18 protein-coding genes are annotated in these 22659 nt (G+C 65.4%); 10 read left to right on the top strand and 8 right to left on the bottom strand.

The window, feature by feature from the left end:
* Positions 1–6 precede the first annotated feature (6 nt).
* The gene (locus tag A5636_RS03670; RefSeq protein ID WP_065157352.1) at positions 7–1620 is read right to left on the bottom strand and encodes an arylsulfatase; all 1614 of its coding nucleotides are present in this window, start codon (positions 1618–1620) and stop codon (positions 7–9) included.
* Positions 1621–1665: 45 nt separating this feature from the next.
* Here A5636_RS03670 and A5636_RS03665 point away from each other — a divergent pair, with 45 nt between their 5' ends.
* A complete protein-coding gene (locus A5636_RS03665; RefSeq protein WP_065157332.1) occupies positions 1666–2493 on the top strand; it encodes an SDR family NAD(P)-dependent oxidoreductase in 828 nt (275 codons plus the stop codon).
* Positions 2494–2499: 6 nt separating this feature from the next.
* On the opposite strand, the gene A5636_RS03660 is transcribed toward A5636_RS03665, so the two are convergent.
* A complete protein-coding gene (locus tag A5636_RS03660; protein WP_065157331.1) occupies positions 2500–4011 on the bottom strand; it encodes a DUF4185 domain-containing protein in 1512 nt (503 codons plus the stop codon).
* Positions 4012–4395: 384 nt separating this feature from the next.
* On the opposite strand from A5636_RS03660, the gene glgX reads away from it, so the two are divergent.
* The 5 genes from glgX to A5636_RS03635 all read left to right on the top strand — a co-directional run bounded on the left by glgX (position 4396) and on the right by A5636_RS03635 (position 9568).
* On the top strand, positions 4396–6567 hold the full coding sequence (glgX, locus tag A5636_RS03655) for a glycogen debranching protein GlgX (RefSeq protein ID WP_065157351.1): 2172 nt from the start codon (positions 4396–4398) through the stop codon (positions 6565–6567).
* A gap of 112 nt (positions 6568–6679) precedes the next feature.
* On the top strand, positions 6680–6955 hold the full coding sequence (locus tag A5636_RS03650; protein ID WP_065157330.1) for a DUF4235 domain-containing protein: 276 nt from the start codon (positions 6680–6682) through the stop codon (positions 6953–6955).
* A 130-nt stretch (positions 6956–7085) separates the two neighbouring features.
* Complete coding sequence (locus A5636_RS03645; protein WP_172827146.1) at positions 7086–7979, top strand: DUF1295 domain-containing protein; 894 nt, start codon at positions 7086–7088, stop codon at positions 7977–7979.
* On the top strand, positions 7976–9100 hold the full coding sequence (locus A5636_RS03640; protein WP_065157329.1) for an FAD-dependent oxidoreductase: 1125 nt from the start codon (positions 7976–7978) through the stop codon (positions 9098–9100). The genes A5636_RS03645 and A5636_RS03640 overlap by 4 nt, the downstream gene beginning before the upstream one ends.
* A gap of 12 nt (positions 9101–9112) precedes the next feature.
* Positions 9113–9568, top strand: coding sequence for a nuclear transport factor 2 family protein (locus A5636_RS03635; protein ID WP_065157328.1), 456 nt, complete (start codon positions 9113–9115; stop codon positions 9566–9568).
* Here the strand turns inward: A5636_RS03635 and A5636_RS03630 are convergent.
* The 3 genes from A5636_RS03630 to A5636_RS03620 all read right to left on the bottom strand — a co-directional run bounded on the left by A5636_RS03630 (position 9489) and on the right by A5636_RS03620 (position 13325).
* Entirely contained in the window at positions 9489–10841 is a 1353-nt protein-coding gene (locus tag A5636_RS03630; RefSeq protein WP_081287583.1) for an acyltransferase family protein, read from the bottom strand. The genes A5636_RS03635 and A5636_RS03630 overlap by 80 nt on opposite strands.
* Before the next feature lie 149 nt (positions 10842–10990).
* Complete coding sequence (locus A5636_RS03625) at positions 10991–11485, bottom strand: SRPBCC family protein (protein WP_065157326.1); 495 nt, start codon at positions 11483–11485, stop codon at positions 10991–10993.
* A gap of 13 nt (positions 11486–11498) precedes the next feature.
* The gene (locus tag A5636_RS03620) at positions 11499–13325 is read right to left on the bottom strand and encodes a serine/threonine protein kinase PknE (protein WP_065157325.1); all 1827 of its coding nucleotides are present in this window, start codon (positions 13323–13325) and stop codon (positions 11499–11501) included.
* A gap of 627 nt (positions 13326–13952) precedes the next feature.
* Between A5636_RS03620 and A5636_RS03615 the strand changes: the two genes are divergently transcribed.
* Genes A5636_RS03615 through A5636_RS03605 form a run of 3 tightly spaced genes read left to right on the top strand, consistent with a single transcriptional unit; the run spans position 13953 to position 17469 of the window.
* Positions 13953–15389 (top strand): WS/DGAT/MGAT family O-acyltransferase, encoded by a 1437-nt coding sequence (locus A5636_RS03615; RefSeq protein WP_065157324.1) that lies wholly within the window; start codon positions 13953–13955, stop codon positions 15387–15389.
* Positions 15390–15406: 17 nt separating this feature from the next.
* Positions 15407–16675 (top strand): APC family permease, encoded by a 1269-nt coding sequence (locus A5636_RS03610; RefSeq protein ID WP_437339793.1) that lies wholly within the window; start codon positions 15407–15409, stop codon positions 16673–16675.
* A gap of 59 nt (positions 16676–16734) precedes the next feature.
* Positions 16735–17469 (top strand): VIT1/CCC1 transporter family protein, encoded by a 735-nt coding sequence (locus A5636_RS03605; RefSeq protein WP_065157323.1) that lies wholly within the window; start codon positions 16735–16737, stop codon positions 17467–17469.
* 115 nt (positions 17470–17584) lie between these two features.
* Here A5636_RS03605 and A5636_RS03600 read toward each other — a convergent pair whose 3' ends face one another.
* From A5636_RS03600 to A5636_RS03590, 3 genes are all read right to left on the bottom strand, one after another.
* Positions 17585–17809, bottom strand: a complete 225-nt coding sequence (locus A5636_RS03600; protein WP_065157322.1) for an MbtH family protein — start codon at positions 17807–17809, stop codon at positions 17585–17587.
* A gap of 108 nt (positions 17810–17917) precedes the next feature.
* Complete coding sequence (ngg, locus tag A5636_RS03595) at positions 17918–19717, bottom strand: N-acetylglutaminylglutamine synthetase (protein WP_065157321.1); 1800 nt, start codon at positions 19715–19717, stop codon at positions 17918–17920.
* Positions 19714–21519 (bottom strand): N-acetylglutaminylglutamine amidotransferase, encoded by a 1806-nt coding sequence (locus tag A5636_RS03590; RefSeq protein ID WP_065157320.1) that lies wholly within the window; start codon positions 21517–21519, stop codon positions 19714–19716. The genes ngg and A5636_RS03590 overlap by 4 nt, the downstream gene beginning before the upstream one ends.
* A gap of 107 nt (positions 21520–21626) precedes the next feature.
* On the opposite strand from A5636_RS03590, the gene A5636_RS03585 reads away from it, so the two are divergent.
* Complete coding sequence (locus A5636_RS03585; protein WP_065157319.1) at positions 21627–22643, top strand: TIGR03617 family F420-dependent LLM class oxidoreductase; 1017 nt, start codon at positions 21627–21629, stop codon at positions 22641–22643.
* The last annotated feature ends 16 nt before the right edge of the window (positions 22644–22659 follow it).

Raw genomic sequence — 22659 nt, 5'->3', positions numbered from 1 at the left:
GGTCGCTCAACCGAACAGCCGTGGATCGGCATCGAACACCGACACCGGCTCGAGGAGTACGCCGTTGTCCTCGACATAGCGGTCCCACAGCGCAAGCAACTCGGCCAGGATCTCCGGCCGCGCGGCGGACTGGTCGTGGATTTCGCCTGGGTCGCCGGACAGGTCGTAAAGCTGCCACTCCCCCGGTCCGTATGGAGGCGGAAGGTACAGTGCCTTCCAGTCACCCCGCCGAATAGCGCGGCGGCCGAACAACTCCCAGCCGGTGCCGGTATCGGAATCGTGAACATCGCCTGCAACGCTCGACAGGTAAGGCACTAGTGAGCGGCCCCGCATCGGTTCCACCTCGTGCCCGCCGTAGCTGGTGCCGGGATGCGCGACGCCGGCCAGTTCCAGCACGGTGGGTGCAATGTCCATGACAGTGGTGAACGCGGTCCCGATTTCACGCTGGCGCTCGAAATCGGGCCACCTGATGAAACCCACTACCCGGATGCCGCCTTCGGTGGTGAACGCCTTATGCAGGCGCGACGGTGCGGTTGCGGCCTGTGCCCAGCGCGGCCCGTACCAAATGTAGGAGCTGGGACGTCCCAGGTTGTCCAGGCTGTTGTCGCAATACTGTTCGATCTGGGCGGCGATCTGGGCGCCGCGCAACGGCATCGCCTCGACGATGGCACCTTCGGCGCCGTTGTCGGACAGGAAGATAACGACCGTGTTGTCGAGTTCGCCCGTTTCGGTCAAGTAGTCGACTACCCGACCGACGTTCCAGTCCATCCGGTCCACCATCCCGGCGTAGACCTCCATACTGCGGGCCGAGCGGGCACGCTCATCGTCGCTCATGTCGGTCCACTCCGGGGCACCGTCGGCCACCACCGGGTGCGCCTCGACGTCCGGCGGACACAAGCCCAGTCGCTGCAGCGCAGCCAGACGTTCCGCGCGCAACGCGTCCGGCCCGGCGTCATAGCGGCCCCGGTACTTGGCGACGGACTCGTCGGGTGCTTGCAGCGGCCAGTGCGGCGCTTGAAAGGGCAGGTAAGCGAAGAACGGCCGGTCGTCCTCGGTAGGCCGCTCGCGGAGGTACCGCAACAGGGTGTCTGTGTAGGAATCCGACGAGTAGAAGTCGTCACCGACCGTGACGAACCGGTCGTCTTCGGTGTACTGCGTTGGTACGGGCGAAAATCCGGCTCCGGCGGAGCCGCCATAGTGGCTGCCACCCGCGGGCAGCAGAGCGAACGACCGTTCGAACCCGCGTGCCCACGGCGAAGTCGCAATCGTTGCGCCCAGGTGCCATTTGCCGGACATGAGCGTCAGGTATCCGGCGTCACGCAACAACTCGGGCAAGGCAACGACGCGATCGTTCAAATAACCCTCGTAACCGGGAGCGCCCTGGAATCCGGGGATCGCGACCTCCAGCATGGTGCCGATGCCCGCGACGTGATGATCGGTTCCGGTAAGCAGCATCGCGCGGGTTGGCGAACACGCCGGCGCCGAATGGAAGTCGGTGAACCGGATGCCGTCGTATGCCAGTCGGTCCAGGTTCGGGGTCTCGATCTCGCCACCGAACGCACCGACATCGGAGAAACCGAGGTCGTCGGCCACTATCACCAGAAAGTTGGGTCGCTTCACCTGGAGCATCCTGTCAGGTTCGGTCGCGTGGCCGAAGATAGACGCGTGGTGAACTCAGCGAGGTTGTTGGCCGACCGTGTGGCGGTGGTGACGGGCGGTGGTGGTGGCATCGGGGCGGCGACGGCACGGTTGTTCGCCGAACACGGCGCTCGGGTGGTCATTGCCGACGTGAACACCAACCGAGCCGAACAGACCGCCGCCGAGATCGGGGAGTCCGCGCTCGCAGTCACTACCGACGTCCGGGACGCCGAGCAGGTAGGCCTACTGGCGCGCATCGTGCTGGACCGCTGGGGCAGGGTCGACGTACTGGTCAACAACGTCGGTGACTGGGTCCGGCACCCCGGGGCCTTCGCGGACACCGACCCGCAGTTGTGGGACGACCTGTACCGGGTGAACCTGCATCACGTCTTTCTCGTCACCCGCGCGTTCCTGCCCGCGATGATCGAACGGCACGCCGGGACGATCGTCAATGTGTCGTCCGTGGAGGCGTTACGTGGCTACCCCGAAGATCCGGTTTACGCGGCTTTCAAAGCAGCCGTCGTCCAGTTCACTCGCAGCCTGGCGGTGCAGGTCGGGCGCGACGGGGTGCGGGTGAACGCGATAGGTCCCGACGTCACCGAATCGCTGCAGGTGCCCTACTCGCAGTGGCTGTCCCCGGACGAGCAGGCACGTTGGCCCCAGTGGGTGCCGCTCGGGCGGATGGGCCGTCCGGAGGACCAGGCACGGGTGATCCTGTTCCTGGCCTCGGAGTTGTCGGCGTTCGTCACCGGCCACACGATCCCCACCGACGGAGGTACCGGCGCCGCCGGCGGGTGGTTCCGCTCGTCGCGACGCTCCGACCGGGAATGGACAAACCGGCCGTTCGATGCCTGACCCAGGTCAGCCGAGACTGGTGTGCATCAGCATCACGTCGTATGCGGACCACAGCGACAGGTTGAAGTACACGTCCTTGCCTGTCGTCCAGGGGTGCATCATCGGCGCGTAGACCCCGCCGGGCATCGAGAAGTTCGAGACCAGCAGATGCTCGGGGCTGTACGGACCCTGGGGCGTCGGCGCGGTCCTCGCCACCACATCGTTGGCGCCATTGGTGTACATCACCAGGTACTGCTTGAGATAAGTGTTGTACTGAGCCGACATCTCAGCCACCGGGCCCGGGATCACCGGTGTGGCCGCCGACGGTCTGCTCGGGACCCAGGAGTTCGAATCACCGTTCCAATACTCGTATTTGGTGAGGTCCGGGATGAACCGCGGCTGCACTCGGGAAAGGTGGGCCGCGCCGCCACGTCCATTCGGTGTGCCGAACGAGTACAGGTAGCCGTCACTGCCCTTGAGGTAGGCCCCCATCTGGAAGTTCTCGTTTCCCTCGACATACGGGACGCGGGCGGCGTCCGGGCCGTTCGCCCGGATGGTGCCCGGGTAGACCGACCAGGTCTGGCCATTGTCGGTGGACATCGCAACGCCGGAGTAGTTCGTCCACCACTCTCCATCGCGACCCCAGTCCTTGATGGACATGAAGTTGATGTATTGGGTTTTTCCGATGGCGATGGCCGCGGTCGGGATGATGCCGGTCTCTTCGTTGGCGTACTTGATGCTGTTGATCACCTGCCTGGAAAAGCCGGGTTGCTGGGTCGGGGAACCCGCGTACCTGTTCGACGGATCACCGTCGGCCACATGCAATCCGTGCGACAGATCATGGTCGTTACTGCGGAACAGGACGTTGTAGCGCCATTGGTCGCCATGCACGGCGCAGTATCCGAATGTGTCGCCGAAGGCCATGAGCACTTGATGGTTAGCGGGATCGCCGTTGTCCCAGAGGATTCCGAGGTCGGTTCCGGAGATGCCGAACCGTTCCAGGGTCCTGTTCGGACCTTCCGGTCCGGTTACCCACTCGACCAACGACGTATTGGAGCCGCCGAGTGCACCGCCCGTATCGGGCGCCCCCTCCGGCGGGGCCGCTTCCGGCGGCGGGGCACCTTCCGGCGGCGGCGCCGGGTTCGGCGGGGCGGCCGCCTCCGGAGCCAGTTGCCCCGCGGGGGGCTGCGCGGCCGCGGCCGGTGGATTGGGGACGGGCGGTACCGGGTTGGCGCCGGGAACAAGTGCCTGCTGCTGAAGTGGAGCGGAGTATCGCTGTCCCGGCTGAAGTGTCCGCTGCAGCGGACCCCGCCTGGGCAGCGGGGCGCGGTCATTTGCCCCACGGGGCCGTTTGTTCATGGGGCCGAGCACCTTGCCCCCCGGATTGGTCACCACGGCGTTTGCCGGCGGTGGCACATTGGCCGCTGGCGCGCTGCACGGCAAGGCGTGCGCCGACGGAGCGAGTCCGATCGGGAGGACGAGTCCAATAGCGGCCGCCGCTGCCAGCGATACCGAAACGAAGCGGGGAACCGCCGACATGTCACACCTCTCCGGGGGGTCGGACGCGAATTGACGTCCGCAGTGGTTGATGTGACGATAGTGAGCGGTGAGGCCGTTGTGACCGTTGACCAGTCAATAGGTATGGGTCCGTGACCGTGTCGCAATCTAACCTTCGCTCCCCGCGCGACGGGTTCTCGTCAAGCCGCCTTCGACGACCTGGTTTCTTGTTGAAAACCGCACTGACACAAGGTATTCGACCTGCCGCGGTCACGAGTCGCAGTAAGGACGTTCCGCGCGCGACCCACGTCGCAAGTCTGAGAGCAATCTCATGCTTAGGGCGGCACATCAGCGGATATACAGTCCCCCGACCGCCGATGCTCACAGCCCGGGGGGAATCAATCAGAAAGTGCAGGAGGCACGGTGGTGACTAACGGCGGTGCGCAGCAGACCGCGGTCTCCGGTGACCAGGAGCGAGTAGAGGTCTGGCCCGGCAAGGCCTACCCGCTCGGGGCAACCTATGACGGGTCGGGGACGAACTTCGCGGTCTTCAGTGAGGTGGCCGACCAGGTCGAACTGTGCCTGTTCGACGACGACGGCACTGAAACGAAGGTTGCCCTGCCCGAGATCGACGGGTTCGTGTGGCACGGCTTCCTGCCCAGTGTCGAACCGGGCCAGCGGTACGGGTTCCGGGTGCACGGCCCCTACGATCCCGGCAACGGCCAGCGTTGCAATCCCAACAAGTTGCTCGTCGACCCGTACTCGAAAGCGATCGACGGCAGCTTCCAATGGGACCAGTCGCTGTTCAGCTACAACTTCGGTGAACCAGACAGCCGTAACGACGAGGACTCTGCGGCGAACATGCCGAAATCCGTGGTGATCAACCCCTACTTCGACTGGGGGGTGGATCGTCCACCCGGCCACGAGTACGCCGACACCGTCATCTACGAGGCTCACGTCAAAGGGCTCACCCAGACTCACCCCGCCATCCCCGATCGCATGCGGGGCACCTATTCGGCCATCGCACACCCCGCGATCATCGAGCACCTGACCAGCCTCGGCGTCAATGCGATCGAACTGATGCCGGTGCACCACTTCGCCAACGACTCGACTCTCATCGAGAAGGGGCTTTCAAACTACTGGGGTTACAACACAATCGGGTTCTTCGCTCCCGACTTCAAGTACACCGCCAGCAGCAATCCCGGCGGCCAGGTGCAGGAATTCAAGGCCATGGTGCGCGCCCTGCACGAAGCCAACATCGAGGTGATCCTCGACGTCGTCTACAACCACACCGCTGAGGGCAACCACATGGGCCCCACCCTGTCCATGCGCGGCATCGACAACGCCGCCTACTACCGCCTGGTCGATGACGACAAGCAGTACTACATGGACTACACCGGTACCGGCAACAGCCTCAACGTCGGTCACCCGCACACCTTGCAGTTGATCATGGACTCACTGCGCTACTGGGTCACCGAGATGCATGTCGACGGATTCCGCTTCGACCTCGCGTCGACCCTGGCGCGCGAATTCTACGACGTCGACCGGTTGTCGGCGTTCTTCGAACTCGTGCAACAGGATCCGATCGTCAGCCAGGTCAAGCTGATAGCCGAACCGTGGGATGTGGGGCCGGGCGGATACCAGGTGGGCAACTTCCCACCGCAGTGGACCGAGTGGAACGGCAAGTTCCGCGACAGTATCCGCGACTTCTGGCGCGGGGAAGACGCCATTCTCAGCGAATTCGCCTCCCGGATCAGCGGCTCTGCCGACCTCTACGAGCACACCGCCCGCCGGCCCGTTGCGTCCATCAACTTCGTCACCGCACACGACGGTTTCACGTTACGAGACCTGGTCTCCTACAACGAGAAACACAACGAAGCCAATAGAGAAGACAACAACGACGGTGAGTCGCACAACCGGTCGTGGAACTGTGGCGTCGAGGGCCCGACGGACGATCCGGAGATCAACGCGCTGCGCGCCCGGCAGCAGCGCAACTTCCTGGCAACGACACTGCTGTCGCAAGGCGTGCCGATGATCTGCCATGGCGATGAACTCGGTCGCACCCAGAACGGCAACAACAACGGATTCTGTCAGGATTCCGAGCTGACCTGGATCGACTGGGACAACGCTGACACCGATCTCATCGAGTTCACCCGGTCGGTGACGGCGCTGCGGGCCGGCCACCCGGTCTTCCGGAGGCGTCGTTTCTTCACCGGAGCACCGGTACGACGGCGCGGTTCCGAAGGCATTCCTGACATTTCGTGGTTCCGGCCAGACGGATCGGAGATGAGCGACGACGATTGGGACTCCGGATTCGGTAAGTCGATCGCGGTCTACCTGAACGGTCTGGGCGTTCCTGGGACGGATTCACGCGGCCAGCGCATCACCGACGATTCCTTTGTGCTGTGCTTCAACGCCCACCACGAGCCCATCGAATTCTCCTTGCCTCCCGATGAATTCGGTTCCGGATGGCTCGCCGTGTTGGATACCTCGACTGCTACCGGACAGGTGGAGCAACAGGCCCCGATCCCGCCGAAAGGCAAAATCACGGTCGACGGACGGGCGATGATCCTGCTGCAGCAGGCCCACGAGGAGTAGGCGCCGGACAACGGACGCGCACCGAGCGCCCCGAAGGCCACTAGGTTCTGGTGGCCGGGCGCGGTTCTGATTCCCCGGATTTGGCGCCACCACGGTGGGGTATCAGGACGTCATGAGTGCAAAGTCCAAAGCCCTGTACATGCCGCTGTCGATCGCCACGAGTGTGTCGGGTGGTTTACTGGCCGGCGCCGTCTTCAGTCAAGTGTGGAAGCGCTTCAGCGATGACGACCAGGCTCCGCCGGATCCTAAAGACCTGAGCAACTCGACCCGGTCTGCGCTGATCGGTGCCGGACTCCAGGGGCTCATCTTCGGCGTGGTCAAGGCGGCAGTCGACCGGGCGGGTGCACGGGGTTACCAGGCCGTCACGCACGAGTCACCGGCACCCTAACCCTGGGCCGGTCGGCAAATAGAACGTGTTACAGTTTTGCCGACCGCGGCCGAGGCCCCGGGATGACCGGGCAGCGTGGCAAGGAGACCCGGATGGCCGAAAAGCACAGTCGGAGAAGTGAACCGGGCACATGACCACTACCACGAGCAGAGCCCGATCGCTGGCACTCGTCACCATCGCCTATGTGGTCGCGATTGGTGTGGCCGCCGCCTGGCTGATGTGGGGCCCCGACACGGGTCGGCTGTGGCTCGATACTTTCATCGCCGACGTGCTGGCCACCGTGGTGGTGTTCGCATTCAGCCGTGCCTATGGCAACTCGAGCTTCTACGATGCCTATTGGAGTGTCATCCCGCCGTTGCTCACGTTTTATTGGTGGAGTCAGGCCGGGCCCGAGGTTGACCAGTTGCGTTGTTGGCTGGTGGCGGTGCTGGTCCTGTTGTGGGCGGTGCGATTAACCGCCAACTGGGTCTACGGGTTTCCCGGCCTGCACCACGAAGATTGGCGCTACCCGATGTTCCGCGAGCGCGCGGGACGATGGGAGGCGGTTGTCGACCTGGTCGCAATCCATCTCATCCCGACGACGCAGGTCTTCGTCGGCATGGTGCCCGTGTACGTCTGTGTCACCTACGCCAGGGCCGACATCCGATGGTTGACGATCGTCGCGTTCGTGATCGGCCTGGCTGCGGTCACCCTGGAGCTTGTCGCCGATGTACAGATGCACCGATTCGTCCGCGATCGGCGCCCCGGCGAGGCGATGACACGCGGGATGTGGGGCTGGTCCAGGCATCCGAACTATTTCGGCGAGTTCAGTTTCTGGTTTGCTCTGGCGTTGTTCGGCGTGGCGACATCGCCCGGTGATGCGTGGTGGTTGTTTGTCGGGGCGCTGCTGATGCTGGCCATGTTCCTTGGCGCGAGCATTCCGATGATGGAGACGCGGAGCCTACAGCGCCGCCCTGACTATCAGGACGTCATCGATCGGGTGCCGCGCTTTGTACCGCGGCCGCCACGCAGAGCCGCTGCGTGAGCCGCAAACGCGTCGTCATCGCGGGACTCGGGGACGTCGGCCTGCTGGCCGCAATCCGGCTGGCCCCGCACGCCGACGTCGTCGGAATCTCCGTCAAGCCCGGACTGGTGAGCGGCCAGGAACTCGGCATCCGACTCTCCCGTCCCGACGATTGGGCGCGGGACTACTGGATTCCGTTCGACAGATTTCGCCGGCTCGACCCGGTACGGACGATCCAGGGCGAGCTGACGGGAGTGGACCTAGCGGCCCGCGAGGTCGTCTGCCGCGGTCAGGACGGCGCCACCTTCACCGAACGCTACGACGCGCTGGTGATCTCCACCGGGGTGAGCAATGGGTTCTGGCGCCAGCCGACGCTGCAGTCAGCCGCTGATGTCGGCGCGAATCTGTACGCCGCTCATGAGCAACTGGCGACCGCGAGATCGGTGATCGTGGTGGGCGGCGGAGCGGCCGCGGTCAGCGCCGCGGTCAACATGGCCAGCACCTGGCCGCACAAACAAGTCGACCTGTACTTTCCCGGTGAACGCCCACTGGGCGAATATCACCCGCGGATCTGGAACCGTATTCACCGTCGGTTGCAGCAGCTCGGGGTGGGGCTGCACGCCGGGCACCGGGCTGTGGTCACCGACCATTTCACCGGTGACGAGATCACCAATGAACCCGTCCGGTGGAGCTCCGGACAAACCCCTGCCGTCGCCGATGCCGTGCTGTGGGCTATCGGGCGCGTGCGACCCAATACCGCTTGGCTGCCAAAGGAATTGCTTGACGAGCGCGGGTTCGTTCAGGTGACACCGGAGCTGTGGGTGCCGAGTCACCCGGAGGTCTTCGCAGTCGGCGACGTGGCGGCGACCGACCCATTGCGCAGTTCCGCCCGGAACCGGGGAGATGCTCTGGTGGCCCGCAACATTCGCGCCAGGTTCGAAGGACGGCCGTTGCGCGCGTTTCGGGCACCTACCCGGCGGTGGGGTTCGCTGTTGGGAATTCAGCCCGATGGCCTGGAGGTGTTCTTTCCCACCGGTCATGCGTTCCGGTTCCCGTTGTGGTCGGTGGAGCACGTGGTCATGCCGTTAATCGTGCGCTGGGGCATGTACCGCGGAGTGCGCGAAAACCGTCCATTCGGCTGAGGAGGCACGGCGGTGGAGATCTGGGAACTCGTTGCGCGCGAGCAGATTCGGGATACTCTCGCAACCTACAACTGGTCGGGTGATGCCGGCCTGGCCGATGAGCTTGCTGCGACGTTCTGCGCGGACGGTGTCCTCGAGATCCGTGGCGGGCAAACGCTGCGCGGCCGATCCGAGATCGCGGGCTTCCTGCGCGGGCTGACCGGCAGCGTCGCAGCCGGCACCGATGTCAATCCCGTCGTCCGCCACAACGTGGCCAACGTGGTGTTCACCGGCGTGTCACCGGAGCGGGCCTCGGTCTCCTCGTACTTCACCGTGTTGACCCATATCGGACTGGATCATTTCGGTCGCTACCGCGACGTCCTGGTGCCCGACGCCGATACCTGGCGGATCAAGCACCGGAAGGTGTCGACCGACTGGGCTGCACCGGAGTCGCGGATGGCGCGCCGCTCACCGCCACCCGGGCACTGATCGCAGCCGCCAGGAAGCAACCCAACGCCGTCCACCCGCCGACACCGGTCATCCCGTTCTTGGCGAGCAATACCAGCGCGACGCCGGCAACACAGACCAGGACACCGGCGATCGTGGCTCTGGTGCGGCCAGACCGGATTGGCCCGTCCCACCAGGGCAGGCGTCGGTGCTCGAGCGGTGACAGCAACCTGAACATGCCCGCCATCACGACGGCGAACACCACCGCCCGTAGGCCCAGCAGCCCCCAGAATCCCGGCGCGTGCACGTCATAGGCGTCCAGACCGGCCGCGTGCAAGCCGACCGCGGCGAAGGCAATGGCGGGAATGTGCCACAGGTAGAGCGTCATGGCTCCCCCATTGCCCACCGCTACCGCCCGCCAGACACGCGGCCGCGCCGCCCAGCGCCGGATCGGGGCTGCGGCCACCACGAATGCGCACGACATCCAGGTGCAATGCAGCGCCAGCAGCAACGTCGGCGGCGACACGTTGGACATCCGCTCGACGCCGGTCACCACCAGCGAAACCTCGTATATTCCAGTCACAGCCAGCATCGTCTGCGCTGCGAATGCAGCGACCGCGGCCACGAGCGCGGCGCGAACACCGATCAGCTGCCGCGCGTAGGCGACGCCGATCACCATCGGAATCAGCCACACGATCAAGAAGTTGGCAACCCCGGACGCTGGTGTGCCGACGGCGAACCGGATGGCGTCAACGGCAGCGGCGGCGCTGAGCAGGCCGGTCACCGTCACGGCGACCATCCGATCCGTGCGCAATCTGGTCAGCAGCGGCACGAACGCAAGCACTACCAGGTAGACACCGAGAAACCACAGCAGTGCCACACTTTCCCGACCGAGGTCGGCCGCGGACTCTTCCCCGACCGTCACGCGCACCACCAGGAGGGCGGCTGTCCACGCCGCGAGGTACCAGAACACCGGCCGGCACAGCCGCTGCGTGCGGGCGAACAGCCACGAACCCCACGCGGTGCCCTGATGCCAGCCGTAGGCGCCGGCGGCGCCGCCGGCGAGAAAGAACAGCGGCATCACCTGGACAACCCACGTCACCGGGGCAATCGCCGGAATGGCGCCGAGCAGATTGCTGATCCGCACGCCGTCGGCATCAATGGTGCCGAGCAGCAGCGCACAGTGTCCGAACATCACGACGACCAGGGCGGTCAGTCGTGCGACGTCGACGGCACGGTCGCGCGTGCGTTCAGCAGCAGCGCCGGACCCAGGCGGACAGGACACACGAGTGGACTGGGAGGTAGCGGATGGCATTCCACCAGCATGCCTATGCATGCGCAGTGCTGGATGAGTAGTACTACCCGTCTCGGACCGTCTCGGACCGTCTCGCTTGGACCAACCCAGACGTCTCGGACCGTCTCGGACCAACTCGGCCATGCTCAGAACGCGAGATCGACTGCTTGCTATCCCCGTGGATAACCGCGGCGCACGGTCCGGTCCAGGACCCCGAGCGTAGCTCGCAACGCACCTTCGGAAATGACCGGAAAGATGCCTGCCTCGCGCCAGGTCGCGTCGATGTTCGACCAGTCATAGAACGACGTGACCACGGTGGCCGCCTCCGGCTGGTCGGGATCGGCCGGCTCGAGCCGGTAGCCATAGACATGACCGATCTGCGGCCGGATCTGGCCCAGGATCGTCCATGCGATCAACCGGTCGCGTTCGAACTCCGTGATCTCGACTGTGACGTCGTACTTGCCTAGTTGCGGAAAGTCGTTCAGCGCTTCGCGATCCATGTGGACCACAAAGGTATCGCCGACCGCCGTCACCGAATCGCCCTCGGCGGCTTGCAGCATCCCCGACGAATCGATTGCCACGTGGCCTTGCGGGTCGCAGAGAACCGCGAATACGTCAGCGGCCGGGGCGGCGATGGTGCGCTCAATCTCGATGCGTTCGGTCATCAGTCCTCGCCGTTCAGCCGATCAATTTCGTCAGCCAGTTCGGGTTTTGAAGATCCACCCCACCGGTGCCGTCCCACACGAAGGGTGTGCCGTTGGCATTGAACCCGGCCAACGTCGCGCTGGAATTGTTCGCCTTGATTTGCGCGGTGCCGAGGTCCATTCGCGACTTGATGCAGTTGGTCGCGTCGGTGTTCGCCCCGACGGATTGCGCTAAGCGAGCCAGTTCGGCGTCGGTGCGATCGGACGCCGCGCCTTCCTGCGGCTGAAAGTCGCTGCCGAACAGAGCGGAATAGAAATTGGTATAGATCTTCGAGTCGTTCTGTCCCGCAATACAATACGAAGCTGCTACGGCACGGGTCGAGTAATTCTGGGTGTGCGACCGCTCGTCGAGGAAGTTCAACAGGTGGTAGCGCACGCCGAGTTTCTTGTTGGCCACCGCGGCGTCGATATCACCGGCATAGGACCTGACGAAGGCACCGCACGGTGGGCAGATCGGTTCATTGAAGACATCGATTGTCGCGACCGCCGCCGAACTGCCGACGAACACACCGTCGTCGAGAACGTTGAGCGTGACCGCGTCCGCGGCGGGTGCGGGTGCGGAAGACTTGGATGGTTGCGCTGTCGGTGAACGGCGTGGCGAGAAGCCGATGATCACGCCGGCCACCACTGCGACGATGACTGCGATTGCCAGCCCCGCCCACAACCACGGTTTACGCAGCAACCCGGTGGGGCGGGCCGACTGCTGACCCCACTGCGGCGCGCCGGTGGCGCCCGCCGGGCCGCTGCCCCACCCGTGGGTACCAGCCCAGTGCGCCGGGGGTGGTCCGGTGGGTGCGGGATGGGGCCCGCCGGGCGGCGTGGCCGCGAACGAGGCCGGGGTGGACCACATCGAACCCTGCACACCCGGCCTCGGCGCGAATCCGTCAAACGACTGGTTGGGTAACGACGGCGGCAGTTGCCCAGCCTGGCTGCGCTCCAGTATGTCGCTGGCGCGGTCCTGGTCAGGCGTGGCCAGCGCGGCGTACGCCGCTGCCGACAGGTCGCTGCAGGTGGGATAGCGGTCGGCCGGATCCTTGGCCATCCCGCGTGCGATCACCTCATCGAAGGCGAGCGGAATGCCCGGCCGCGCGACGCTGGGCTGCGGGACTGGCTGGCTCAAGTGGGCGCCCATGACGGCAAGTTGGTCACCACGGTAAGGCGGGGTGCCGACCAGGCACTCGTACAAGACACAGGCCAAGGCATAGATGTCGGCGCGGTAGGTGACTTCGGACTTGCCGAAGCGCTCCGGGGCCATGTAGTAGAGCGTGCCGACTGTGCTGCCGAGTTGGGTGAGCTTCTCGTCGGTACCGGCACTGGCAATGCCGAAGTCGACGAGGTAGGCGAAGTCGTCCTTGCTGACCAGGATGTTCTCCGGTTTGACATCACGGTGGGTCACCCCGGCAGCGTGTGCTGCGTCGAGCGCAGAGCCGATCTGGCGCACCACCGCCACGGCACGCGGTGGGGTGAGCGGGCCATAACGCCGCAGCAGGGCGGCCAGGTCCTTGCCGTCGATGAGGCGCATGTCCACGTACAACTGGCCGTCGATCTCGCCGTAGTCGTGGATGGGTACGACGTGGGGTTCCTGCAGCCGTCCGGCGGTGCGGGCCTCGCGCTGCATTCTGGCGCGGAAGACAGGGTCCAGCGACAGAGTTTCGGACATCAGCTTCAGCGCGACGACCCGCTCACGCACGGTGTCTTCGGCCTCGTAGACGTCCCCCATGCCGCCGCGGCCGACCAGGCGACGCAACAGATAAGGGCCGAATTGCGTGCCTTCCCGCGAACCCTCGGTCGTGTCACCCATCGCCTACTCCTTCACCCGCCTTCCGCGGCTAACCGATCCGAAGCGTCTGCATCTCCGACTTACCATGTCGGACACGAGTGCGCGGTGGCGTGCCAGGCATAAGGCTAATGGTTGAGGTGAGAAATAGGCGCGCGCTTGTAGCCAGCGGCGGCGCGCGCTTCTCTGCGAAGATGAACGCGCCGCTTCTACCGAAGATGAATAGGTGGTGAACTCCCCCGATGACCTGCGCTGTGCAGGCGCATTCGCGGCTGCTCGCCATCCCGGCGCAGGGCGGTGAAGAGCGGTAACCTCAGCGGTAGGAATTCTACCGGTCGCGACGCCACCGGCCCCGCCTGCTTATCGGAGGACCGAACGGCAATAGCCGTTGCATCCCAACGCTATTCGTCTCGATGACCGGATCGGATCTGGCTCCTTTGTAGTTCGTCGTCGGCGCCGGTCCGGACACCGACGTCGTCAGCCGCGTCTGTATCTCGGCTCTGGTAACGCGTTGGAGGTGAAAATCTTTCGCGGCGTCGTCCGGCACGACGTTGACTGCTGGCCGACTGTTGCGCATCGGTGCCAACGATGCAGCAGTATTGGTTGCGAACGCGAGAATCGCCAACCAAAGTGTCTCGAAGGAGGCAGTCGGTGCAGCAGTTGAGTTGGAGCGACGACATGATGCTGCGTGCCGAGGGTCCGGCGACGCCGCTACAGATTCAGATGCTGTTGATTTATGACCCGTCGACCGCCCCGGGCGGCCGGGTGACCTTCAAAGGGATTCTCGAGGAACTCGACGCGCGGTTGCACCTCGCCGAGGTCTTCCGCCGGAGGCTGACGGAGTTGCCGGGTGGGCTGCACATGCCCTACTGGGTCGACGACCCGAATTTCGATCTCGAATATCACGTTCGCCATATCGGGTTACCCCAGCCTGGCGACTGGCGGCAGCTGTGCATTCAGGTGGCGCGACTGCACGCCCGGCAGATCGACCTGCGCCGCCCGCCGTGGGAGATCACCGTCATCGAGGGCCTCAACGCCGTCCCCGGCGTGCCGAAAGGCTCGTTCGCGATGGCGCTGAAGCTGCACCACTGCGCGGTCGACGGTATGGCCAGCGTGCAGATGATCGCGGCGCTGCACGACCTTGCCGCGGACAGTCCGCGGCCCACGGCACCGGACCTGCCGTGGCAGCCGGCAGCGCTCCCTTCGACCTCGGAACTGTTGTCCCGCACGGCCGTCAACGCCGCGCTTTATCCGCTGCGGGCCGGCCGAGTCGTGGTATCGAGTGCACCGAAGATCGTCCGCAGTCTGTGGGGCATGCCGGGCAAGGTGGTCGGCGGACTGGTGAGCAGCGTTGCCGACGGCAGCAGGCCGTCGTTTCCGCCGAAGACCCGCTTCAACCAGACGGTGTCGCCGCACCGGGTGTTCGAGGCCAGGTTCCACGATCTGGCGGACTTCAAGAAGATCAAGGCGTGTGTGCCCGGTTCGACCATCAACGATGTGGCGTTGGCATACGTCGGCGGTGCGCTCCGCGAGTATCTGGACGGGCACGGCGAGTTGCCCGACGAACCACTTGTTGCGGCGTGCCCGATATCGCTGCGCGACGCCGGTGACGAGAGCGGCAAAGGGAACATGTTGTTCGGCCGGCTGCAGGGACTCGGCACCGACGTCGCTGATCCGCTGGAAAGACTCGCCGCGATCGCCGCATCGACAGCTGAAAGCCGTTCGGAGACTGAGCATTCCAGCAGAACCCAGGTGCTGGAGCTGGTGGCGACGTTGCCGACGGCTCTGCTTGGGGTGACCGCCAAAGCCGCGAGCGTGCTTCCCTTCTCTGGTCCGACCGTCGCCAACACCACCGTCACCAATGTGCCGGGCCCCACCGTGCCGATCTTCTTTCACGGTGCCCGCCTGTTGCGTGCGGCCGGCCTCGGTCCGCTGATCGGCGGCTTGAACCTGTGCCACGTGGTCGCAAGCTATGACGGAACCTTGTCCATCAGCGCGACGGCCGACCGCGACGCCCTTCCCGATCCGGCCAGATACGCAGAGTGCATGGATCACGCCTTCGACGAGCTGATGGCCGCCGCCCGGTGAAACCGTAACGTGGTGTCGTGACGGCAGAGAATGCTCCAGGCTCTGGGGGCGGAACCGGGTTGCAGCGCAGGCTGGGTGTCGGCGACGCGGTGATCATCGGCCTGAGCTCGATGCTGGGTGCAGGTATTTTTGCGGCGCTGGCGCCTGCGGCGCGGGCTGGCGGTGCGGGATTATTGATCGGTTTGGCGGTAGCCGGGGTGGTCGCCTACTGCAACGCCACTTCGTCGGCACGGTTGGCGGCGCTGTATCCCGCTTCGGGTGGCACGTATGTTTACGGCCGGCAACGACTCGGTGAGTTTTGGGGATACCTGGCGGGGTGGGGGTTCGTCGTCGGCAAAACAGCGTCGTGCGCGGCGATGGCGCTGACGGTCGGTTGGTACGCCTGGCCCGCCCATGCGCACGTCGTGGCGGTGGCCGCCGTCGTGGTCCTGACGGTGGTGAACTACCTGGGTGTGCGTAAGTCGATGTGGTTGTCGCGGAGCATTGTGGTGGCGGTGCTGCTGGTATTGGCCGCAGTGGTGGCAGCCGTAATCGGTTCGCGCACTGGCGATCTGGCACACCTGTCTACCTTTCGTGGTGTGTCAGCGGGCGGAGTGTTGCAGTCGGCGGGGTTGTTGTTCTTCGCGTTCGCCGGTTACGCGCGTATCGCCACCCTGGGCGAGGAAGTTCGGAATCCGGCTCGTACCATCCCCCGAGCGATCGGGATCGCCTTGGCTATCACCTTGCTGGTTTACGCCGCGGTGGCGGTTGCCGTGCTTATTGCGTTGGGCCCGAACCGTCTTGCCGTGACAGCGCGACCGCTGGTGGAGGCTGCGCGCGCCACCGGATTCTTGTGGTTGCTGCCCTTTGTCGCCGGTGGGGCCGTGCTGGCCGCCCTGGGCTCGTTGTTGTCGCTGTTGTTAGGGGTGTCCCGGACCACTTTGGCGATGGCGCGCGACGGCAATCTGCCTCGTCGGCTTGACGCGATCCACCCACGGTTCGGGGTGCCACACCGTGCCGAGCTTGCGGTCGGAACGGTAGCCGCGGTGCTCGCGGTGACGGTTGACCTGCGCGGCGCGATCGGATTCTCTTCGTTCGCCGTACTGGTCTATTACGCAATCGCGAACGCTTCCGCGATGACGTTGCGGCCCGACGAAGGCCCGCCAGTCAAAGCCGTCCCGGTGTTGGGCCTATTGGGTTGCGTGGTAGTGGCTTTCGCGTTGCCATTGACATCGGTGATCGCGGGGGCAGGAGTCCTGGTGTTGGGCGCAACGCTGTTCTGGGTTCGCTCGCGGTGGCGAGCCTGATGTCATGGTGAGGCTGTGCTTGCTGGCGAAATCCCGGCCGGTGCGGTTGGCTCTACGTCGTGGTTGGTGACCAGCTCGACCCCGACAAGGCTGCGCATCCGGACGAGCCGCACTCTGAAGGCGCAAAGGGCCGGCTGAATTGGTTGCGGGCAGCGGTGCTCGGAGCAAACGACGGAATTGTGTCCGTTGCCGGCATCGTCGTCGGTGTTGCCGGGGCCACTGGCCAGCGGGGCCCGATCTTCACCGCCGGAATCGCAGGCCTGGTCGCCGGCGCGGTGTCGATGGCGCTGGGCGAATACGTTTCGGTGTCCAGCCAGCGCGACAGTGAGCAAGCTCTGCTCACCAAGGAGCGCTACGAACTTCGCCACACTCCCGACACCGAACTGACCGAGCTCACCAACATCCTTCGGGGCAAGGGCCTCTCGCCTGAGACCGCCGCTCAGGTGGCGACGGAGTTGACTGCTCATGACGCCTTCGCCGCACATGCCGAAGTCGAGTTGAAGCTCGATCCCGACGACCTGGCTAATCCGTGGCATGCCGCGGCCTCGTCAGCCATTTCTTTCATCGCCGGAGCACTGTTGCCACTGATGGCGATTCTGCTGCCAACTCCCACCTGGCGGGTGCCGGTGACGTTCGCCGCGGTGTTGCTTGCCCTGGGCGTAGCCGGGGCACTGAGCGCCCGCCTCGGCGGGAGCAGCGTGCGCCGCGCGGTGCTGCGGGTGGTTCTCGGTGGTGGCGCTGGTTTGGCGTTCACCTACGAAGTAGGCCACCTCTTCGGCACTGCGATCGGCTGAATGCCCATGCGACAGTTAGCCGCCGGCGTGCGTGGGTTGCATGTCGAGTTCGGTGCCAGGGCATCCTGTGCCGGTCCGCCGAACGGCTTACGGCCTACGGCCTACGGCTTACGGCTCAAGACCCCGTACCCTGCGCAAACCTGTCCCGCAGACTCTTGGGCCGAATGTCAGGCCAGTTCTGCTCGACGTAATCCACGCAAGCCGCCCGATCCGCCTCGCCGTAGACGATCCGCCATCCGGACGGAATATCGGCGAATACAGGCCAAAGGCTGTGTTGTTCCTCGTCATTGACCAATACGAAGAAGCGGCCGTTTTCGTCATCGAACGGATTGTTACTCACTCGTACTCCTAACCACCTGGTTTGGATTGGTCGACATATGCACCTGTGGGGTGACGTCGTGACGCTGCTGCTGGTGGCCGCCGTTGCGGCGGCACTGCCGCGGTCCGATCAGTGGTCGGAACTCACCGACTCCTCGGGAGTCCAGGCGGGCGGTTGGCCGGGACGGCCGGGGAACAGATAGTCGATGAAAGCCGCTGCCGTGGGCTGTGGTTCGTGATTGGCCAATCCCGGCCGCTCGTTGGCTTCGATGAACGTGTATTCGGTGCCGGTGACGTCCGGCACCAACAAGTCGATGCCGGTGACCGGTATTCCGATCGCTTCGGCGGCGGCCACGGCAACGCGACACAGCTCCGGGTTGACCTGAGCGGTCACGTCGTGGATCGTCCCGCCCTGATGCAGGTTGGCGGTATGGCGGACGCGCAGTCTGGTTCCTTGTGGCAGCACATCGTCAAGATGCCAGCCCGATTCGGCGACGGTGGCCTCGGTGATGTCGTCGATCGGTATCCGTGACTCACCACCGGTGGCCGCCGATCGGCGGCGGCTTTCCGATGCGATCAGGTCGCGGATGCTGTGCTCCCCCGTGCCGATGACCTCCGGCGGCATCCGCAACGCGGCGGCGACCACCCGGCCGTCGATGACCACCAAGCGCAGGTCGTCGCCCTTCATCCGCTGCTCGATCAGCACCTCGGGGTATTGCTCCCGCGCGCGCGCCAGCGCGGCGGCCAACTCGCCGGGTCCGTTTTCCGCGGCCACCCCGACGGTGATGCCCTTGCCCTGCTCGCCGCGGGTGGGTTTGACGACCACCTCGCCGACCTCGGTCAGGAACGCGAAGTCGGCATCGTCGAAGGTGGCCAGCCGGGCACGAGCCACATTGATGCCGACATCGGCGACCAGGCGTCGAGTCAGTCGTTTGTCGTCGCACCGGCACATCGCGACCGCCGAAGTGAATTCCGACAGCGACTCGCGGGTGATGATGCTGCGTCCGCCGTGCGAAAGTCGAATCTCGCCGGTCTCGGCGTCCAGCACCTCCACCCAGATCCCCCGGCGCAGCGCCTCGTCGGCGATGATCCGGGCGTAGGGATTGAGGTCATCGATAGTCTCTGGTGGCGGCGTGAACAGCGGCTCGTTGATCGCGTTCTTCCGCTTGATCGCCAGTACCGGGACACGCCGGAAACCCAGCTTTTCGTAGAGGCCAATGGCAGCGGCATTGTCGTGCGCGACAGAGAGATCCATGTACGCGCGGCCCTTGCGGCGGAAGTGGTCGGCCAGCGCCTTGGTCAAAGCTTCCCCGAGTCCGGGAAGTCCGGCCGCCGGATCCACGGCCAGACTCCACAAGCTGGAACCCTCCTCCGGATCGGAGAACAGCAACTCATGGTCTATGCCGGTGACGGTGCCCACCACAGCGCCGTCGTCGTCCCGGACGGCAACCAGGTAGGTCAACGCCTCCACATGCTGATGGTTGTGCCAGATCGTCTCGACCGGTGCCGGAACCATTCCGCAACGGACGTAGACCCGATTCATCGCGTCAGCCTCGCTCTCGTCCTGCAGCGTGCGCACGGTGGCAGCGGGCGGCGACGGTACCGGCTCCTCCTCCTCGCCGGTGAATCGGAGACGATAGGTGTGGCTTGGATCGATGAACAGCTCGGCTGAGGCCCCGGCGACGACGACGTGGGATTCGCGGGCGTAGATGCAGATGTCGCGGCGTCCCAGCGCTTCCTGCCGCAATACTTCGGCCAGGGTGTCTGGGTCGGCGAAGGTTTGGCCGAAAATTATTCGGCCCCAACCTAGTTCGAGAACGACGTTCTTCTCCATCGCGGCCACCAGCTCCGGCGGCGAGGCCTCGTGCAGGGCTAGCGTGATCGCCTCGGTGTGTTCCTCGTGTTCCGCTGCGGGGTCGGTGTCACTCATGCCGCGGCGCCCGTGATGCCGTGTTGCTGCAGCCACATTTCCAGCAGCGCGATCTGCCACAACTCGTTGCCGCGCAACGGGGTCAGTCTCCGGTTCGGGTCGGCCAGCAGCCCTTCCACCGCATCGGCGCGAAACAGCCCGCGCTCCTTGGCAACTGGTGCATAGAGCGCGTCGCGGACCATGTCGAGGTAAGGCCCTTCGAGGTGAGTCAGCGCGGGAACCGGGAAGTAACCTTTGGGGCGATCGATCACCGCCGACGGAATCACCCGGCGCGCGGCCTGTTTGAGCACACCTTTGCCGTCGTGCGCGATCTTCAGCTCCGGCGGGCAGCTCGCGGCCAGCTCGACCAACTCGTGGTCCAGAAACGGCACCCGTCCCTCCAGACCCCACGCCATGGTCATGTTGTCCACCCGCTTCACCGGATCGTCGACGAGCATCACGGTTGTGTCGAGGCGCAACGCACGGTCGATGCCGGTCTCGGCATTGGCTCTGGCGAAATGTTCGGCGACGAATCGCTGGCTGGGATCATCGGGCGCCACCACTTCCGGCGACAGCAGCGCGCGTAGCCCCGTAGCGTCCCGATCGAAGAAGGCCTTCCGGTAAGTGGCCACCGCGCCCTCGAGGTCGCCCGCCCCCGGGCCGCCCATCGGCGGATACCAGTGGTAACCGGCGAACACCTCGTCAGCGCCCTGACCGGACTGGACGACCTTGACGTGCCGCGCCACTTCCTGACTCAGCAGATAGAACGCAACGCAGTCGTGGCTGACCATCGGCTCGCTCATCGCGCCGATGGCTCCGGCGAGTGCGGGCAGCATCCGGTCGGTTCCGATCCGGATCTGATGGTGATTGGTAGCGAAGCGTTCGGCCACGATGTCGGACCACTTGAACTCGTCGCCCTCGACGCCGCCCGCCGCCTCGAAACCGATCGAGAAGGTGGAAAGACCGTGCTGGCCCGCCTCGGCGAGCAGACCGACGATCAGGCTGGAATCCACGCCCCCCGACAGCAGGCAGCCGACCGGAACGTCGGCGACGAGCCGGCGCTGCACGGCGGTGCGCAGCGACTCGAGGACCGCGTCTTCCCAGTCCTTTTCGGACCAGTCGGAGCGGTCGCCGCGCCGGGTGAAGTCGGGCGTCCAGTAGGTCGTGGTGTTGCGCCGGCCATCGGGCTCGATCGCGACCAGCGACGCGGGCGGGATCTTGCGGACGCCGCGCAGGATCGTCAGCGGCGCGGGCACCACCGAGTGGAAGGTCATGTAGTGATGCAGCGCGACGTGGTCGATCCGGGTGTCCACGCCGCCGCCGGCCAGCAACGCCGGCAGCGAGGAGGCGAAGCGGATTCGATGACTGTCCTCGGAAAAGTAGAGCGGCTTGATGCCAAGCCGGTCGCGGCCTAGCAGCACCCGGCCGGTGTCCCGTTCGGCGATGGCGAAGGCGAACATGCCCATCAGGTGGCTGACGAAGTCGTCACCCCAACGGTGGTAGGCCTTGAGCAGCACCTCGCTGTCGCTGTGGGAGAAGAACCGGTAGCCGTGGCCTTGGAGCTCGGACCGGAGCTCCTTGTAGTTGTAGATGCAGCCGTTCCAGGCGATCGTCAGGCCCAGGTCGGCGTCCACCATGGGCTGGGCCCCGGCTTCGGACAGGTCGATGATGCTCAGGCGGCGATGGCCCAGCGCTACCCGTCCCTGTGACCAGGTGCCCGCTCCGTCGGGCCCCCTGGGCGCCAGCACGGCAGCCATGGCTGCCACGGCTGCCACATCGGGCACTTGACCATCGAGTCGCACCTCACCAGCGGCTCCACACACGTTTTCGACGATACGGGGCCGACCCGCACCCGCGCAGCGTGGGGACAGCGTGGGACGCGTGAGCAGCTTGGGCAGCGTGGGCAGCGTGAGAGATGTAGCGTTCGACCGTGCAGGTCGACGTGATGACCATCCCGCAACCCTTGGACCGGATCGGCGAGGTGGCCCGGCGCGCCCAAGTGGCGGGATTCAACGGACTGCTATTCACCGAAACGGGACGCACTGCCTACCTCAATGCAGCCGTAGCAGCCACGGCGGCACCCGGCCTGGCCCTCTCGACCGGCGTCGCGGTCGCCTTTCCCCGCAGTCCGTTCGTCACCGCGGCCACGGCCTGGGAGCTGCAGGAAGCGACCAACGGTAACTTCCGACTGGGCCTGGGTACGCAGGTTCGCACGCACGTCGTGCGGCGTTACGGCATGCCGTTCGACCCTCCCGGTCCGCGTCTTCGCGACTACGTGCGCGCGGTGAAAGCCTGCTTCGCTGCGTTCCGGACGGGCAAACTCGACCATCGCGGCGAGTTCTACCAACTGGATTTCATCACCTCGCAGTGGAGCGCCGGGCCCATCGACGCCGCAGATCCCAAGGTCGACGTCGCCGCGGTCAATCCGTGGATGTTGCGCATGGCCGGCGAGGTCGCCGACGGGGTCCATGTCCATCCGCTCGGCGAACCCGGGTATCTCGCGCGCCACGTGGTGCCTGGTGTGGCCGCCGGCGCCGAGCGATCGGGACGCTCGTCCTCCGATGTCGCGATCATCGTGCCGGTTATGACGATTGTCGGCGACACCGAAGAGGAGCGCCGCGACGAACGCGAGTTGGTGCGGGCCAGCCTCAGCTTCTACGCGAGTACCCCCAATTACGCGTTCATCCTGGACGAGGCGGGATTTGACGGCACCACAGCCCGCATCCGCGAGCGCCAGAAGGCTGGTGACTTCGCCGGAATGGCCGCCCAAATCACCGACGAGCACATCGCCGCGTTCGCCACCGAATCGACTTGGGACGGCCTGGCTGACGCGCTCGTCGCAAAATACGGCGGCACCGCCGACCGCCTCGTGCTGTACAACGCGCTCGGCGATGCCGAGCGATTCGAGCGATACGGTGAAATAGCGCGACGCATATCTGCTCGATAAGCGGCTATACGCTGAG

This window comes from Mycobacterium asiaticum (assembly GCF_001673315.1).
GTDB classification, from domain to species: Bacteria; Actinomycetota; Actinomycetes; order Mycobacteriales; family Mycobacteriaceae; genus Mycobacterium; species Mycobacterium asiaticum_B.
Note: the sequence above shows the minus strand (reverse complement) of the source record. Positions and strands in the feature narration are given on the sequence as shown.